This is a genomic window from Capnocytophaga periodontitidis (genome assembly GCF_016126015.1).
GTDB classification, from domain to species: Bacteria; Bacteroidota; Bacteroidia; order Flavobacteriales; family Flavobacteriaceae; genus Capnocytophaga; species Capnocytophaga periodontitidis.
In genome coordinates this window covers 769,053-785,132 of the sequence record NZ_JAEFDB010000001.1, presented here as the reverse complement: position 1 = coordinate 785,132, position 16,080 = coordinate 769,053, and the positions used below count along the sequence as shown (strand labels likewise).

Below are 16,080 nucleotides of genomic sequence, written 5' to 3'. Positions count from 1 at the left end.
ATGAAAAAATACCTATATATAGCACTATCAACATTGATGCTTATCAGTTGTAGTTACAAAGAAGACGATGTGTTCTCTCAAAAACCTTCCGAACGTAACAATAGCATCCTTCAAAAGTACAAAAGCCAATTAGAAGCCCCTAATACCTATTGGGTCTTGAGTAGTTACCCTGGCGAAAGCAATGTAGGCTTTTGGGTATACCCCTATAATCCTACTGTTTTTGCTACCGAAAGAGACTATCCCCGTTTCGACCGCAGTATCGGTGGCTATAACTATATCGTGAAGTTCGCCGATGGAAAGGTAACAGCCTCCTCTGAAGTCTTAAAGGATAATACCGAAGACACCTCTTACTTCAGATATACCATAACAGAAGGTCCTACCTTGAGTTTTGACACCTATAGTAAGGTATTACATCACTTTTCTTTTGTCTCCAACTGCTTTCCTAAGGGAAGAGGTGGCGATATAGATTTTATCTTCCTCAAAGAAGAAAATGGCGTATTTACCTTGCGTGGTCGTACCTCTAACAACCTGATGACACTCAGAAAATTAGAAGGTGATAGAGAAACTTTCTTAAACAAACTGAGAGAAAATACTAATACCCTAAAAAACAAAGCACTGTCTCCTATCAGCGTAAACGGAACAGAAGTAAACCTAAAATTTTTCCCTACTTATAGACAGATAGCCTTCTTGTACAACAACAACCAAAAGTATGAGCAACGCGCTTTCCTAATGACCGAAAAAGGCTTTAAACTCTATGAACCCGTAACCATCAATGGTGTTACTTTCAACGAGTTTTATATCAACAATGCCAAAACAGGACTCACCACCCCCGATGGAACGATTACAACCTCTTTTGTAATCTCCCCTTTCATCCCTACTGATAACACTCATCAAATAAACTTCAGTAGTGGATGGGTATCACCTATTTTGTTAAACTATTTCAATAGAAGAAAAAGAGCCGTTGCACGTGAGTATGGAGCTAATTTTGTTCTGTCCGAGTCGCTTTATTTTATGCCATTGGCTAATGGAAACGATGGCACAAGTGTTTCTCAACTATATGCCGATGTAAGTGGCTATAATTGTTATTACGAAGCCGATTTCGTAGGGGTAGCTGGCGAACCTAATCAAGTCGAAATCCTATTTAGAGACATTGGAGAAGACTATTATAACTACATCTACTTCTTTTCCGATGTAAAAAATCTATTGTTGCAATTAGCAAAATATAGTCCTTATAAGGTAGAAGATCAAAACAATGGTTATTACATCTTCACCAGTGCTCGCAACGACGAAGTCTGGTTTTACATCAAAAAATAACTCTTCGTCTGTATATACCCCTTTTGCATCACCACACTTTGGCAAAGGTTTTAATAGTTTATCAAACAATGACCTTTGCCAAAGTTAATTATTCTATTAATCAACACAATCGCCACCCCTCCTACCATTTCCACTATTTCCACCATGCCCACCGCTCCCACCGCTCCCACCACTCCCACACCTCCCACTATCTTTTTCCAGCTTGTCCCCCTTCGGGGGTTCGGGGGCTATCTCCCACACCGCTCCCATTCCTGCCCGTGCGGCTCGCACCTCCCACCGCTCCCACACCTCCCCCTCCTCAATTCTCAGAGTCTCTCCGCGATTCTCCTTCCTCATCATTTTTGCAAAAAAAAATGTTAAAAATATTTGTTCATTACATTTTTTTTGCGTACATTTGCAGCGTTTTTCAGAGGAGCTTTCCTACTGTGTAAAACAAAAAAACATAAGTTAGTAAATTATAGAATTTTAAATAAAAAATTTAAGACATTATGAGTAAACCAAAAACACTTTCCGTTGATAAATACGGAATTAAAAACGCTAATGTTCGTTACCAATTGTCTGCTGACGAACTTCACCAAGAAACTTTGGACAAAAAATTAGGCGTTGAAGCTTCTTCTGGAGCTATTGCTATCAACACAGGTAAATTTACAGGTCGTTCTCCTAAAGACCGCTTCATCGTAAAAGATGATATCACCAAAGATCGCGTATGGTGGGGTAGTATCAACATCCCTTTCGAACCCGAAAAATTCGATAAACTATACGAAAAAGTAGTAGCTTATCTTTCAAGTAAAGAAATTTACGTTCACGATGGCTATGTTTGCGCCGACCCTAAATACCGCACTAATATCCGTACTATTACTGAACTTCCTTGGAGCAACCTTTTCGCTTACAATATGTTCTTGCGTATAGATGATAGTGAACTCCCTTCTTTCAAAGAAGATTGGTTAGTTGTAAACGCTCCTGGTTTTGAAGCTGACCCTGCTGTAGATGGTACTCGTCAAGCTAACTTCGCTATCTTGAACTTCACTAAAAAAATCGCCCTAATCGGTGGTACTGGTTATACCGGCGAAATTAAAAAAGGTATCTTCTCTGCTATGAACTTTGAATTGCCTGTGTTCCGCAACACTATGCCTATGCACTGTTCTGCTAACGTTGGTAAAGACGGTGATACTGCTATCTTCTTCGGCCTTTCTGGTACTGGTAAAACTACCCTTTCTGCCGACCCTAACCGCCACCTTATCGGTGACGACGAACACGGTTGGACTCCTGAAAATACCGTTTTCAACTTCGAAGGTGGTTGTTATGCTAAAGTAGTTGACCTTACCGCTGAAAAAGAACCTGAAATCTTCGGTGCTATCAAAAAAGGCGCTATCCTTGAGAACGTAATTATGGATGATAAAGGTGTTGTTGATTTCTCTCGCACTGATATCACTGAAAACACTCGCGTTTCTTATCCTATTTACCACATTGCAAATATCCAACCTGGTTCTATAGGGCACAATCCTAAAAACATCTTCTTCCTTACTTTCGATGCTTACGGTGTATTGCCTCCAATCTCTAAATTGACTCCTGAACAAGCTGCTTACCAATTCGTTTCTGGTTATACTTCTAAAGTTGCCGGTACTGAGGTAGGTATCACTACTCCTCAAAAAACTTTCTCTGCTTGCTTCGGAGCTGCCTTTATGCCTCTTCACCCAGCTGAATACGGTAAACGTTTGGCTGAAAAAATCAAAGAAACTGGCGTAAATGTATGGTTGGTAAACACTGGTTACAACGGTAAAATGAAAAGATGTAGCTTGAAAGATACCCGCGCTCTTATCACTGCGGCTCTTACCGGAAAACTTAACAACGTTGAATACAAAGAATTGCCTATCTTCGGATTCAAAGTGCCTCAATCTTGCGACGGTGTTTCTGACCAAAGCATCTTGAACCCAGAAAATACTTGGAGTGACAAAGCTCAATTCAGCGCTAAACTCAAAGAATTAGCTGAATCATTTGTACAAAACTTCAAAGATAAAAAATTCGCTGAAGGTGCAAGTGCCGACGTCCTCGCTGGTGCTCCTAAATTGTAATTTGACTTTAAAGGACATAGTTTGAAAAAGGTTGCTTCCCCATTGGAAGCAGCCTTTTTCTATTATTATCTTCTATATTTTGAATATATTTGTTGTTGATTTTATAATGCGAGTTATACTATATAATTTTGTATGTTAAAAAAATGAAATAGAAAGTGAGTATGGATTTTGAAATTATAAGATAATTTGTTTAGGAATAGTTTTTAAAAAAATAGTATCTTTGCTTTCTCAGAATGAAATTATTAATAAAATGAAAAGAATATTATATTTATGTATGATAATTATTTTTATAACTTGTCATAAAAGTAATGATGAAGCTCCCCAATCAAACCCTAATCCCCCTACAAATACCTATTTGTATGGTATTACTATAGATGACAGTTGGGATAAAACCAGAGTTACTGTTCAACAGATTGTAAATGCTATCAAGGCAATGCCTGTAAAGCCTACGGTGCGCATTGTGATGTCTAAGGGTACAGCGATAGCAAATTACAAACCGATTTTTTCGGCTGTTCATCAAGTAGCTTATGTGATGGCAACACCTGCCGATTCCGAAGATATGAAAAAATACACTAACGTAGATAGTTATGTAAAGAGATTTCAGGATTCGTATGAAGAGCTATCGGCATATACAGATTTTTGGGAAGTGGGCAATGAAATTAACGGAGAAGGTTGGTTGGGTGACGACCCTCAGTTTATTGCCAATAAAGCCTATGGTGCTTATAAGTTTATCCACAGTAAAAAAGCAAAAACAGTGCTTGTGAGCTACTATTTTAAACTTGATGAGCAAAAAGTAACAATGGAAGATTGGCTAAAAAAATATATTCCTGAAGATATGAAAAAACAATTGGATTATGTGTTAGTAAGCTATTACGAAGATGATAACGATGATTACCAACCTAATTGGCAAAACGTATTTAACAATTTAGAAGCTATCTTTCCAAATGTTAAATTAGGCATAGGGGAATGTGGCAATAACGACTATAAGAAGTACTCTGTACAAAGTAAAGTACAAAGAGCTAAACATTACTATTCGATGCCTAAATATGTAAAGAACTATGTAGGCGGTTATTTTTGGTGGTATTGGGTACAGGACTGTGTGCCTCATCAAAACAGTGAAGTTTTTAAGGCTATCAATAATAGTTTAGTTAAATAGTTAATTATATTGATGTGTCTATTTCGCGAAATATAGCAGTAAAAGTTGCTGATCTGTATGTATACAACTGGATAATTGATAATTGAAAAAAACGTATTAAAATTGGTGTGAGATTTAACATAAAAATTAGTACGAATATTCCTGAAGAGTTATCCGAAAAGTCTCAAAATAACACTTACTTCACTACATTCTATCGAAGTTTTTTGCTTCTGCAGATTATATCTATAAAAAGTTGATTGTATTGATAATCAATTAATTTTAAATTGTATTATGTTAGAGATGTTTTGTACCTTCCTCAAAAAAATACTCTTATTTATTCACAATCTAATTTTGTTTTGAAACATAAAAGATTAAAGAAGCTCTTATTATTAGCCATTAAAATGGCACAATTGTTGCCTATTCGTCTTACGATATAAAACAAATTAGTAAAACAAAAAATATGATGAAAAATTATGCAACGATGATAGCTACTGCCTTCCTCGGCGGAGCTATGACCTTAGGAGGGTATAAACTCTTTATAGATAAACACGACGCCAAACAAGAGGCACTTGATTTGCTCTCACGTCCCGCTTTGGTACAAACTAATCACACTACCCCTGAAAGAACGGTAGCAGGCGAAACCAACTTTGTAGAAGCGGCTAACAAAACGGTGAATAGCGTAGTGCACGTAAAGAACACTGTAAAATCACAAGGAGGCGTTACCTCTATCTTCGACCTTTTTTACGGTAATGGGGGAGGCGAACAGACCCAAGTAGGTACAGGCTCTGGCGTTATCATTACTCCCGATGGCTATATAGTAACCAATAATCACGTGATTGCCAATGCTACTACTTTGGAGGTTACCCTTAACAACAATAAAACTTATACAGCTAAACTCATAGGTACAGATGCCGCTTCCGATATTGCCTTACTAAAAATAGAAGCTGACGAAAAACTACCTTTCCTCACCTTTGCCGACTCCGATAATACGCAAGTAGGCGAATGGGTACTCGCAGTAGGGAATCCTTTCAACTTGAATTCTACCGTTACTGCCGGAATCATCAGTGCAAAAGCGCGTAATATCAGCGAGCGCGGTAGCGATAAAATAGAATCGTTTATACAAACCGATGCCGTGGTGAATATGGGAAACAGTGGGGGAGCTTTGGTAAACCTCAATGGCGACCTCATTGGTATCAATACCGCAATCTCATCTACTACAGGGGTATATATGGGCTACTCGTTTGCTGTGCCTAGCAATATCGCTAAGAAAGTGGTAGAGGATTTGATAGAATACGGAAATGTACAACGCGGAGTGATGGGTGTACGCGGACAAGGATTAGACTCCGAAGTAGCCAAAAAACTCAACATCAAAGAAACTGAAGGATTCTATGTAGATTCTGTAGATGATGACTCAGGAGCAGGAGCTGCCGGACTTAAAAAAGGTGACATTATCAAACAAATCGATAATGTGAAGATACATAAATACTCTGACCTTAGTGGTCACATCGCTTCTAAACGTCCTGGCGATATGCTAAAAGTAACTTATGTACGCGAAGGTAAAGAACGCACTGCTAATATCACACTTAAGAAAAATACTACTTATGTAATACAATCCTTAGGTTTGGAAGTGAAAAACCTTTCAGAAGCCGACCAAAAACGTTTTAAAACTAAAAACGGTGTGAAGGTTACCGCTGCAGGTCAGTTTTATGAGTACAACAATATCAATATAGTAGGAAAAGTGTTGCTTTCAGTGAATGGAAAGACCATTAAGGATGTAGATGAATTGAAAAATATAATGTCTACCCTTTCTTCACGCAATCGCAACTCGTTAGAAATCTTGAATGAAAAAGGAGAAAAAGAAAGGTTCTTTTTCTAATATGGTTAAATGGTAAAGGGTATGCTGATACCCTGTAATTGGTTATGTTAATACCCTATACTTTACGGAATGTAAAGTGTAGGGTATTTTTTAATATACAAATTACCTTTTAGAATAATAAAACTTTTTATGACTGTAAAGCAAATATTTGCCATCTATATATCGGTAGAGTTTTTGTTCACTGAGGGCTTTTTTGCCTATTCTTCCCGCCGAATTGCTTAAAAATCCTTTATCTAAAATATCCTTAAATAAAATAGAGGATAGCGTATTTTCAATAAGGTCAGTAGGTTGCCATTCTTGCACTAATGAAGTGCGTTTATATCTCGTTTCTTTCAGCAGATTGCCTTCGCTGTCATACTCAAAAATGCTTCTCCCTTCTTCTTCGTTTGGTTTGATGAATAAATACTCAATAAGCTCATTGTTTTTGTTATAGCGGTACTTATTAGTGTAGTATATCTCGTATGTTTGGGTCTTTTTATTCCAATTCTCTGAAGTAATAGAGGTACTCTGGTTGTTTTCGCCTAATATATCAGTGAGTCTACTCTGATTCTGCCATTTGCTTTGCTCTTTATCCCAAACTTGTACTATATTAGTGAAAATTCTGTTTGTTTTATCTTCTGTATAAGTGATTTTTTGCGTAGGTAGCCACCCATCCTCTTTATAAACATACTGTATAGAGGTTCTTTCATTCTCATTAGGGTCAATATATTCTGTTTTTTCGTCTTCATACCACTCATTATTCCCAAAAGTATAAGTAATTTCTTCTTTAAGGAGCGTATCATTCTCAAACTTTCGTACAATTTTTTTGTCGCTTTGCCACTGCTGGATGTCACTATCCCAAACTTCATCAACAGAAAGCTCTGTACGTCCTTTCTCATTCTCTGTATAAGTATTGCGAGTATCTCTAAACCAACGCTTATTGAGATATTTGTAATACATAGTTTCGGTGGTGCGACCTCTTATATTGTTAATGCGTTTGCTACTGGGGGATAGCTTTTTGCCATTTTCATTGAGGTAAGTAATACTGATGAGTTTATTTTTTCTTTTCTTAGTCTCATCTTTCTGGATTGCTATCCACCTTTTGCTCAAAGAATCTTGGCGGTAAAAAACATTATAAATCTCATTGCCTTCTTTGTCATTCTTAATAACAGTTTTGGTAGCGTAACGATGGGGGAAAATGTGGTTATCGCCTACTACTAATAAATGTTTTTTAGCGTTATAATGTTGCCAATCTGTAACTTGATAGGCACTACTGAGCGAATCTACCCTATAACCTATATGGTTTATACTATCCAATTGATATTGCTGTGCGTGCACTGAGAATATCCCAAGTATTAGCCAAAAAATAAATGCTTTCATAATAGTTCAATTTTAAATGCTATTTGTATCTCTTGTCTCTATTGGTATTATTAAAATCTCCCGTCGGGAAATTATATTACATTAGTGCTTTGCTCCTCCACAGGTGGAAATAATAGTTGCAACTTCCTGAAATATATCATTGCGCGATAGTATCGTGGGATATTGCCAAAATTCAATTCATATTCCTCGCCGTTTTCGTCTTCGTTGATGAGTAGCACGCAATTTCTTTCTGCGTCCCACTGATAATGAAAGTACAGATAAGCAACAGAGCCATCCTCATTGTATTTGCTGTGCTCACCGAGGCTAATTCTCGCAGTGGTTGCCTCTTCGTTACTTACTTTTAGTATGAAATCATCTTTTTGAAGCGTTACATAGCCATCAGCATTCTTTCCTTTTTGTGCGTAGAAATCTTGAAGTCTTTCATTAGCTAAAAGTGACTTGAAGTTTACCTCATTCACTTTTGAAAGATAGTAGATGCGACTGTTGATGAGCTCTTCATAACGCCTGCAAAAGTAAGCAAACTCTTTTTCTAAGAAGGCAAAATATGCAGGATGTGATCTTGGGGTTATACTTATCAAATCCTCATCAGTAAAAGTATTGATTGAGGTGTGCAACTCGCCTTTATATACTTGGGCAAGCACACCATATTCTTCATCGTTTTGAATAAAAACAGAATGAACATCGTAATCGGGGTCGTAATGCACGCGGTAAAGCACATCATTGTCGTCCCACATTTCAAAACGCGGGTGATTGTTTTTATTTAGCTTACATACAAGCGAGAAGAGAGGCGGATAGGTAAAACGAAGTAAATTTTCTATCGAAATTTCGGTATTAGGGAACAGATGCACTTGTTTTTTACTAATTTCATCGCGACGTTTTTGTGTTTCTTCAGGGCTTACGAATATAGTTTCACCTTTGGCTAAAGCGGGAAATAATTTTTCTTCGTTTATCCAGCATTTCCAGCTCCAAGAGATATAATCTAAAATATCGTCTAACGCAAAAGAAAATTCGCGTTTTAAGTACAAAACGATCTTTTCCCCTAACAAAAGCCCTCCGTAATCATCATCGGTGAGGTATTCGGTAATATCGGCATTGCGTCTTTCTTCAAAACGCTTGTTATCGTGATTGTAATCAGTTTCCAAGAACACGTAAATGCTGATATGCCCCATCACGGTAAGGCTTCCGTGATTGTAATCGCCCCAATAGAATCCCGAAACGCGCAAATCACCGCCTACGAAAATCTCTTGCCCGCCGACCACTATGTTTTCGGCAGTGAGATTGCCCAAAACCACTAATCCGCAAGAACCTTCTATCTCACCATTGTAGATATTCGTAGCCTGCATATTGCCTTTTACGAGGATAAAAAGGGGCAGAGAATCGTAGTCATCGGGGTTGTAGTAAGGAGAAAGCTCATCGACAGCGTCTAAATCTAAAGGTTCGTCCAGAATCCAGTCGCCGTCAATCACGATTACGCGATTTCGCCAACGAGTGTCATAATGCTCTTTGTAGAGAGACGACTCAGGTAGCTCATAGGCAATTTCGTCATAAGAAGTAGTTCGATAGGGAAGGTTAGAGAGGTTCATAACAATTATTTTTTATAAGTATCTACGCTGATAAGTGGATTTTCTCCGTTTTTTACCAACTGAAATAAACAATCTGCAGAGAAATAGGAAATTTTTCTACTTCCCTTCCTCTTTTGGTGGTTCGGAGAGAACTTTCCCACCTGCCTTACGGCGTGCCAATACATCGGCGTAGTATTTACGACTGTTGTTGAGCACCTCGAGGGTTTTTACGAAAAACTCATCGGGTTTTACTTGTGCATTGGCATTGATGTAAGCCGAAAGTTTTTGGTAAATATTGGTGAGCTCTTTTCGCAATCCTTTCACGCTATACACTTCTTTTTGAAGGTCTTTGAGCGAACGATGAGAGAAAAGCTCATTGAATGCCGTGTTGGAAGTTTCCAGCTCAAAAATCTTCAAAAAAGCGGGCAATAAACTGACTAAATTCTGCGTTGTGTAGGTTTGCGGTGTGCAACACTACTAATTTGGATGCTTTCATATCTTACTAATATAAATATTGAATTGATTTTACACGACTATTTTTGGCAAAGGTAATAAAAAATATCATTCTGTTTCATTTTGTAATGTAAAAATTTCAAAATTATTTTGTTTTTTTCGCTATCGATTGTGACGGCTTAAAGTAGTTTTGCTTTTGTTCTTCACCAATGCCGACGATGTAAAGCCATTTTGCTTTTTGTTTTCACCATATGTGATGAATTAAAATAGTTTTGCTTTTCGTTTTCACCGTATGTGATGAGTTAAAATAGTTTTGCTTTTCACTTTCACCGCTTGTGACGGCTTGAAGTGATATTTTTGTAATATAAGAAAAAATATTACCTTTGTGCCATTATAGTTAAAGCCATAATATATGAGTAGAGCTTCTGAATTAAAAAGAATTCAACACCTTAATCTTCCTGATTCTTATAAGGAAGTTCTTACGCAATTTGAGTTTTTTTGTTTATATGAATATGAAGGTAGAGAAATAGAGCTTTGGAGCTTTGCTAATTTGTTTTCTTATATAAACAGAGATTATTATCAATGGGAATTGCTTAAGTATTTTTCGGCTCCTAATGCTGAACATACTTTTACTTTGGGCAGCTCGCACGATGACGCCCGATTGTATTTTGACCTTACTGACTTTTCGGTATGGGAATATTGGCTTGATGATGACTCTACTGATAAAGTGGCAGATAGTTTTGATGAAATTATTTCAAAGGCAAAACTTATAGATAAAGAATAACAAAAGATTTAAGCGATGATACACTATTTAAAAGCAGATGCTACGGTGCCACAAGCCGAAGGAAACATTGTTATCGTCCATATTTGTAATGATATAGGCGCTTGGGGGAAGGGATTTGTGTTAGCACTTTCCAAACGCTGGAAATATCCCGAAAAGCAATACAAACAATGGTATAAAGAAGGTGATAATTTTGCCTTGGGAGAGGTACAATTTGTGTCGGTAGAAGAGAAGATATGGGTTGCAAATCTCATTGGTCAACACAATATATATAGAGATGAAAACGGCAATCCCCCTATTCGTTATGAGGCAGTGGAAAAAGGTTTGCAACAAATAGCCGATTTTGCTTATGAAATAAATGCCAAAGTGCAAATGCCTCGCATAGGTTGCGGATTGGCAGGAGGCTCTTGGGACAGAATTGAGAAACTTATAAGGCAAACACTTTTAAGGAAAAACATCGAAGTATTTGTTTGTGATTTATAACCTTATTTTTATTTTTTACCTTTTAGCTTTTATCCTGGAAAATAATGAACATCAAACTTCTCGCGGTGGGCAAGACCGATAATCCTGCTTTGCAACAGCTCATTGATATGTATGAAAAACGACTTTCGTATTACATCAATTTTGAATTGCAACTCTTGCCCGATATTAAGAATAGCAAATCACTATCGGAAGAGCAACAAAAAGCAAAAGAAGGGGAGCTTATCCTCGGCAATGTAGCCTCGTCTCATCATCTGATACTCTTAGACGAACGTGGCAAAGAGTTTACCTCAGTAGCTTTTGCCGATGAATTGCAAAAGAAAATGAATGCCGGCATCAAGCAGCTCACTTTTGTGATTGGGGGACCTTATGGTTTTTCAAAAGAAGTATACGACCGTGCTAATGGCAAGTTGTCACTTTCCAAACTCACCTTTTCACACCAAATGATACGCCTATTTTTTGTAGAACAACTCTACCGTGCTTTTACGATTCTCCGTAATGAACCCTATCATCATCAGTAATTTAAATTTCTCAAAACAACACTCCCTCCATCCAACCCGTCTGCCCGTCCAACCCGTCTAATTTGTCCGACTTGTCTAACTCGTCCAACCCGTCTAATTTCTCAAAACAACACTCCCTCCATCCAACCCGTCTGCCTCCCCCAGCGATTCTCCGAGATTCTCTAAGTCTCTCCCTCCTCCCTTCTCATCGCTACACTTTACCAAAATTTCTTGCCTGTGCGGATTGCCTCCCTTCCTCTCGGAAGGGGGAACGGGGGTAGGCTTTTAAATGCAAATGCCCCACAATTCTCCCTCGCAAATTGGCAAATTCACAAATTATTACTACATTTGCCCCCGAAAACTCAAAATAAGAAAAAACTATGAAATGGGAAGGAAGACGTCAAAGTAGCAATGTTGACGATCGCCGTGGTATGCGCGGCAAAGGCGGACTTATCGCTGGCGGTGGTATCGTCGGTATCATCGTCGTATTATTGCAACTATTTGGTGGCGAAACAGGACAACAAGTAGCCTCTGTTGTAAACCAAGTAGCAGGTGGTAACCAAACACAACAAGCAGTAGAACGTGTAGAACTCACTGCCGAACAGAAAAAAATAGGCGAATTTACGGCTACAGTACTCGCTGATACCGAAGATGTTTGGGAAAAAGTATTTGCTCAAAATGGATTAGGTACCTATAAAAAACCTACCCTAGTACTCTTCACCGAAAATGTCAGCACCGGTTGCGGTAATGCTACGGCAGCCGTAGGTCCTTTTTATTGCCCTGCCGACCAAAAGCTCTATATGGATATGGACTTTTTTGAAGAACTCAAAACTCGATTCGGAGCTAAAGGCGGCGACTTTGCTATCGCTTATGTGATGGCTCACGAGGTGGGGCATCATATTCAAACGCTCTTGGGTACCTCTCAGCAAGTACGCCAAAAACAACAAGGGCTCTCCAAGGCTGCTGCCAATAAATGGTCTGTAGCTCAAGAGTTGCAAGCCGATTTCTATGCAGGAGTTTGGGCTCACCACAATCAAAAATATTTGGATACCGATGATATCGACGAAGCACTTAGTGCCGCAAATGCTGTAGGTGATGATGCTATACAAAAACGTATGCAAGGACACGTAGTCCCCGATTCCTTTACTCACGGTACTTCCGAACAACGAAAATATTGGTTTACCAAAGGCTACACCACTGGCGATATCCGTCAGGGTAATATTCAAACTATTTATGAACAAACAAGTAATCGTTAGAGATTTAGGCAATAAAGATTATAAAGAAACTTGGGACTACCAAGAAAACCTCTTTCAAAAAATTGTCGATCAGAAAACAAATAACCGAGCTAATAACACTCACTTACCTACCGATAATTATTTTCTCTTTGTAGAGCATCCTCACGTCTATACCTTGGGCAAAAGCGGACATATAGAGAATTTGCTTATTGATGAAGAAGGATTAAAGAAAAAAGGAGCTACTTTCTATAAAATTAATAGGGGAGGGGATATCACCTATCACGGTCCTGGTCAAATTGTAGGCTATCCTATTTTAGATTTAGATAACTTTTTTACTGACATTCACAAGTACCTCCGCTTTTTAGAAGAAGTGATCATTCGCACTCTTGCCGATTATGGTCTCAAAGCAGAGCGCAGTGAAGGTGAAACAGGCGTTTGGCTCGATGTAGGAACTCCTTTTGCTCGCAAAATTTGTGCAATGGGTGTCCGCTGTTCCCGCTGGGTAACGATGCACGGATTTGCCCTAAATGTAAATACTGATTTGGGATATTTTGATAATATTATCCCTTGTGGAATTCGCGGTAAGGCAGTAACCTCACTAAATGTAGAATTAGCCAAAGATAAAGTGGATATAGACGAAGTAAAATCGCATATCCTAAAGCATTTCAAAGAAATGTTTGAAGCTGAACTTATATAAAAAAAGAGACTATCTGAAAAGTCTCAAAATCACTTTTGCGTCGCTACACTTTGCCAAAGTTGATTAAAGTTAATTATTCTGATAATCAGTTATTTTTATAGTATGTTGTGTAGGAAAGCGAGCAATAGCTGTTGCAAAACCCCAATACAAATAGAACTTTTTAGACACCTTCTTTTGTTTGTGGTCATACTTTACCAAAAATTCCTGCTCCTACGGTTTGTATCTTTAACAAAGTTGAAGATTTCCCATTAATATTATACTGTCACTTTTACTTCATTAGATTACCCCATTCCTGAAATCTTTAAATTTGAAATTATCTTATTACTAAATATTTTTGTTGTTAAAAATACTATTTACTGATAATTAATATCTTACATAATTGTTTTGGAAAATAAAAGTTAAAAAATTTGTATAGGATAAAAAAATATCGTAATTATGCACCAAAATTGAATAAAGAATAAATATATAACAATTAAAAAATATAAATATTAGCGTTTCGCTTTACATTTTCCTCCGTAGAAAACGACCAATTTTTTAGAAGTGCAGGAAAAGTGAAAGTGGAAATGCCTACGTTCTGAGCGTGGGCATTCCTTTTACTTTGCACTTTAGCCTTTGGTCGGGCTTCTACGGTAAGTAATGGAATGTTCCACGTTTTTTATTGCTTTGAACTGAGTAAAAATGAATTAAACGGGGAATATATTACAGTAAAAACTAACTTAATATATTAAACAAATGAAGTATTTTATTTTTATAACAGTAGCGATGCTAGCTGCATTGACTGTTAGCAGTTGTAGAAAAGAAACTGAAAAAATTATTGAAAGAGTAGAAGTACAGAAAGGTAACCAAATTCTTTCTGGCATAGGAGCTCCTTCTGAAAATCTTGGTAACATAGGAGATTACTACCTTGATCTCTCTAATACCAATCTTTATGGTGCTAAAACAGCACAAGGTTGGGGAACTCCTATTAGTTTAAAAGGAATACAAGGTGATAAAGGAGATAAGGGAGATACTGGAGCAGCAGGACAAAAAGGAGAGAAAGGTGACAAAGGAGAAAAGGGAGACAAAGGAGAAAAGGGAGACAAAGGAGATACTCAAAATGCTGGACAAAAGGGAGATAAAGGAGATACTGGAGCAGCAGGACAAAAAGGAGAGAAAGGCGACAAAGGAGATACTGGAGCTACAGGTCAAAAAGGCGACAAAGGTGATAAGGGCGACAAAGGTGACTCTGGACAAAAAGGCGATAAAGGAGAACAAGGTGTTGCAGGGCAAGATGGAACTAAAATATTTGCAGGAGTAGGAACTCCTACTAATATAGGTAAAGTAGGAGATTGGTATATTGACACCCAAAACAAGCGCCTTTATGGACCTAAATCAAATAGTGGTTGGGGAACTTCTTATATAGTTTTAGGAAACAATGATAATACAAACCCTACACCTTCTAATCCAATAGAAACTGATAAATATAAACTTAGTGGAGATGGTCGCACATTATTAGAGTGGAAATATAATCATTTAGAAGAATTAGATATGAATGATTATGATGAAGAGTGGAGCAATGTAATTCATATAGGCGAAGGTGCTTTTAGAGGCTGTCGTTTTAAATCATTTACATTTTTAAATGACAATAACATAACAACAATCGGTGATAGAGCCTTTCTTGGTTGTAACTATTTACCAACTATTACAATTCCTAATACTGTTATAAAAATAGGTATTGAAGCTTTTAGTAATTGTAAAGCTCTAACTTCTATTACAATACCTAATAGTGTAACAAGTATTGGTGAAAATGCTTTTAATAGATGTTTATCTTTAACATCTATGACTTTATCTAACGAAATCAAAGTTATTAAAATGCAAACCTTTTATGGTTGTAAATCTTTATCATCTATTACAATACCTAATAAAGTGAGAACTATAGGGATACAAGCTTTTGCAGGTTGCGAGTCTCTTGTTTCTATTGTTTTATCTAATAATTTAAAATATATAGAAGAACGAGCATTTATTGGTTGTAAATCTTTAAAAACAATTGTTATTCCAAATAGTGTTAAAACAATTGGTTCTGAAGCTTTTGCAGGTTGTTTTGAATTGACCTCTTTAACTTTATCAAGTAGTCTGAATAATATAGGAAGGGAAGCTTTTAAAAATTGTTTAAAATTAGAGAGCCTTACAATAAATGCAAAAGTTCCTCCTATGTTGAATGAAGGATATAGTTCTAAAACATTTGACAATACCTTAAAAACAATTTATGTACCTGCCGAGAGTGTAGAAATATATAAAAAATCACCAAGTTGGAGTTCCTATGCAAAAATAATAAAAGCTAAACCATAATTTTTCTAGAGTATTGTTACTAATATCTTCTCAAAATATAAAAGGTAAAGTTTTATTTCTAAAACTTTACCTTTTTCTTCTTTCTACATATTCCTCCAAAATAAAAATAGGATAATGAATAAAATAGCTATTAATTAACGTGAGTTCGATGTAACAGAATATTGATTTACAGTTTTTTAACATAATATATTCACAAAATAATTCACCGTCAGGTGAAAATTCGTGAGATAATAAAAAATAAAGACTTTTATACACTCCCTATTTTGTGAAAATTCGTGTAATTCGTGG

General features: G+C 37.1%; 13 protein-coding genes. 10 read left to right on the top strand and 3 right to left on the bottom strand.

What is annotated here, in order from left to right; genetic code table 11:
• The 4 genes from I7X29_RS03835 (at position 1) to I7X29_RS03820 (ending at position 6,397) form a co-directional block, all read left to right on the top strand.
• Entirely contained in the window at positions 1-1,314 is a 1,314-nt protein-coding gene (locus I7X29_RS03835) for a DUF4302 domain-containing protein (RefSeq protein WP_198472888.1), read from the top strand.
• A gap of 488 nt (positions 1,315-1,802) precedes the next feature.
• On the top strand, positions 1,803-3,386 hold the full coding sequence (pckA, locus tag I7X29_RS03830) for a phosphoenolpyruvate carboxykinase (ATP) (protein ID WP_009414220.1): 1,584 nt from the start codon (positions 1,803-1,805) through the stop codon (positions 3,384-3,386).
• A gap of 274 nt (positions 3,387-3,660) precedes the next feature.
• Positions 3,661-4,542, top strand: a complete 882-nt coding sequence (locus tag I7X29_RS03825; protein ID WP_198472948.1) for a hypothetical protein — start codon at positions 3,661-3,663, stop codon at positions 4,540-4,542.
• Between the two features lie 439 nt (positions 4,543-4,981).
• Complete coding sequence (locus I7X29_RS03820) at positions 4,982-6,397, top strand: trypsin-like peptidase domain-containing protein (RefSeq protein ID WP_198472887.1); 1,416 nt, start codon at positions 4,982-4,984, stop codon at positions 6,395-6,397.
• 102 nt (positions 6,398-6,499) lie between these two features.
• On the opposite strand, the gene I7X29_RS03815 is transcribed toward I7X29_RS03820, so the two are convergent.
• The 3 genes from I7X29_RS03815 to I7X29_RS03805 all read right to left on the bottom strand — a co-directional run bounded on the left by I7X29_RS03815 (position 6,500) and on the right by I7X29_RS03805 (position 9,735).
• Positions 6,500-7,756, bottom strand: a complete 1,257-nt coding sequence (locus I7X29_RS03815) for a hypothetical protein (protein WP_198472886.1) — start codon at positions 7,754-7,756, stop codon at positions 6,500-6,502.
• Positions 7,757-7,827: 71 nt separating this feature from the next.
• Positions 7,828-9,339, bottom strand: a complete 1,512-nt coding sequence (locus I7X29_RS03810; RefSeq protein WP_198472885.1) for a hypothetical protein — start codon at positions 9,337-9,339, stop codon at positions 7,828-7,830.
• A gap of 96 nt (positions 9,340-9,435) precedes the next feature.
• Positions 9,436-9,735, bottom strand: coding sequence for a DUF6261 family protein (locus I7X29_RS03805; protein WP_225883650.1), 300 nt, complete (start codon positions 9,733-9,735; stop codon positions 9,436-9,438).
• Between the two features lie 448 nt (positions 9,736-10,183).
• Between I7X29_RS03805 and I7X29_RS03800 the strand changes: the two genes are divergently transcribed.
• From I7X29_RS03800 to I7X29_RS03775, 6 genes are all read left to right on the top strand, one after another.
• Positions 10,184-10,555: an SMI1/KNR4 family protein gene (locus I7X29_RS03800; RefSeq protein WP_198472884.1), complete on the top strand. Its 372-nt coding sequence runs from the start codon at positions 10,184-10,186 to the stop codon at positions 10,553-10,555.
• A gap of 15 nt (positions 10,556-10,570) precedes the next feature.
• A complete protein-coding gene (locus I7X29_RS03795; protein ID WP_198472883.1) occupies positions 10,571-11,035 on the top strand; it encodes a macro domain-containing protein in 465 nt (154 codons plus the stop codon).
• Positions 11,036-11,079: 44 nt separating this feature from the next.
• Positions 11,080-11,553, top strand: a complete 474-nt coding sequence (gene rlmH, locus I7X29_RS03790) for a 23S rRNA (pseudouridine(1915)-N(3))-methyltransferase RlmH (protein ID WP_009412231.1) — start codon at positions 11,080-11,082, stop codon at positions 11,551-11,553.
• Positions 11,554-11,912: 359 nt separating this feature from the next.
• On the top strand, positions 11,913-12,788 hold the full coding sequence (gene ypfJ, locus I7X29_RS03785; protein ID WP_198472882.1) for a KPN_02809 family neutral zinc metallopeptidase: 876 nt from the start codon (positions 11,913-11,915) through the stop codon (positions 12,786-12,788).
• Positions 12,766-13,464, top strand: a complete 699-nt coding sequence (lipB, locus tag I7X29_RS03780) for a lipoyl(octanoyl) transferase LipB (protein ID WP_198472881.1) — start codon at positions 12,766-12,768, stop codon at positions 13,462-13,464. The genes ypfJ and lipB overlap by 23 nt, the downstream gene beginning before the upstream one ends.
• A gap of 732 nt (positions 13,465-14,196) precedes the next feature.
• Complete coding sequence (locus I7X29_RS03775; RefSeq protein ID WP_198472880.1) at positions 14,197-15,792, top strand: leucine-rich repeat protein; 1,596 nt, start codon at positions 14,197-14,199, stop codon at positions 15,790-15,792.
• Positions 15,793-16,080 lie beyond the last annotated feature (288 nt).

Bases quoted from the DNA above. Each gene is read 5' to 3' on its own strand.
- pckA (WP_009414220.1), top strand. From the start codon at position 1,803: ATGAGTAAACCAAAAACACTTTCCGTTGATAAATACGGAATTAAAAAC.
- ypfJ (WP_198472882.1), top strand. From the start codon at position 11,913: ATGAAATGGGAAGGAAGACGTCAAAGTAGCAATGTTGACGATCGCCGT.
- I7X29_RS03810 (WP_198472885.1), bottom strand. From the start codon at position 9,339: ATGAACCTCTCTAACCTTCCCTATCGAACTACTTCTTATGACGAAATT.
- I7X29_RS03835 (WP_198472888.1), top strand. From the start codon at position 1: ATGAAAAAATACCTATATATAGCACTATCAACATTGATGCTTATCAGT.
- lipB (WP_198472881.1), top strand. From the start codon at position 12,766: ATGAACAAACAAGTAATCGTTAGAGATTTAGGCAATAAAGATTATAAA.
- I7X29_RS03825 (WP_198472948.1), top strand. From the start codon at position 3,661: ATGATAATTATTTTTATAACTTGTCATAAAAGTAATGATGAAGCTCCC.
- rlmH (WP_009412231.1), top strand. From the start codon at position 11,080: ATGAACATCAAACTTCTCGCGGTGGGCAAGACCGATAATCCTGCTTTG.
- I7X29_RS03800 (WP_198472884.1), top strand. From the start codon at position 10,184: ATGAGTAGAGCTTCTGAATTAAAAAGAATTCAACACCTTAATCTTCCT.
- I7X29_RS03820 (WP_198472887.1), top strand. From the start codon at position 4,982: ATGATGAAAAATTATGCAACGATGATAGCTACTGCCTTCCTCGGCGGA.
- I7X29_RS03795 (WP_198472883.1), top strand. From the start codon at position 10,571: ATGATACACTATTTAAAAGCAGATGCTACGGTGCCACAAGCCGAAGGA.
- I7X29_RS03815 (WP_198472886.1), bottom strand. From the start codon at position 7,756: ATGAAAGCATTTATTTTTTGGCTAATACTTGGGATATTCTCAGTGCAC.
- I7X29_RS03775 (WP_198472880.1), top strand. From the start codon at position 14,197: ATGAAGTATTTTATTTTTATAACAGTAGCGATGCTAGCTGCATTGACT.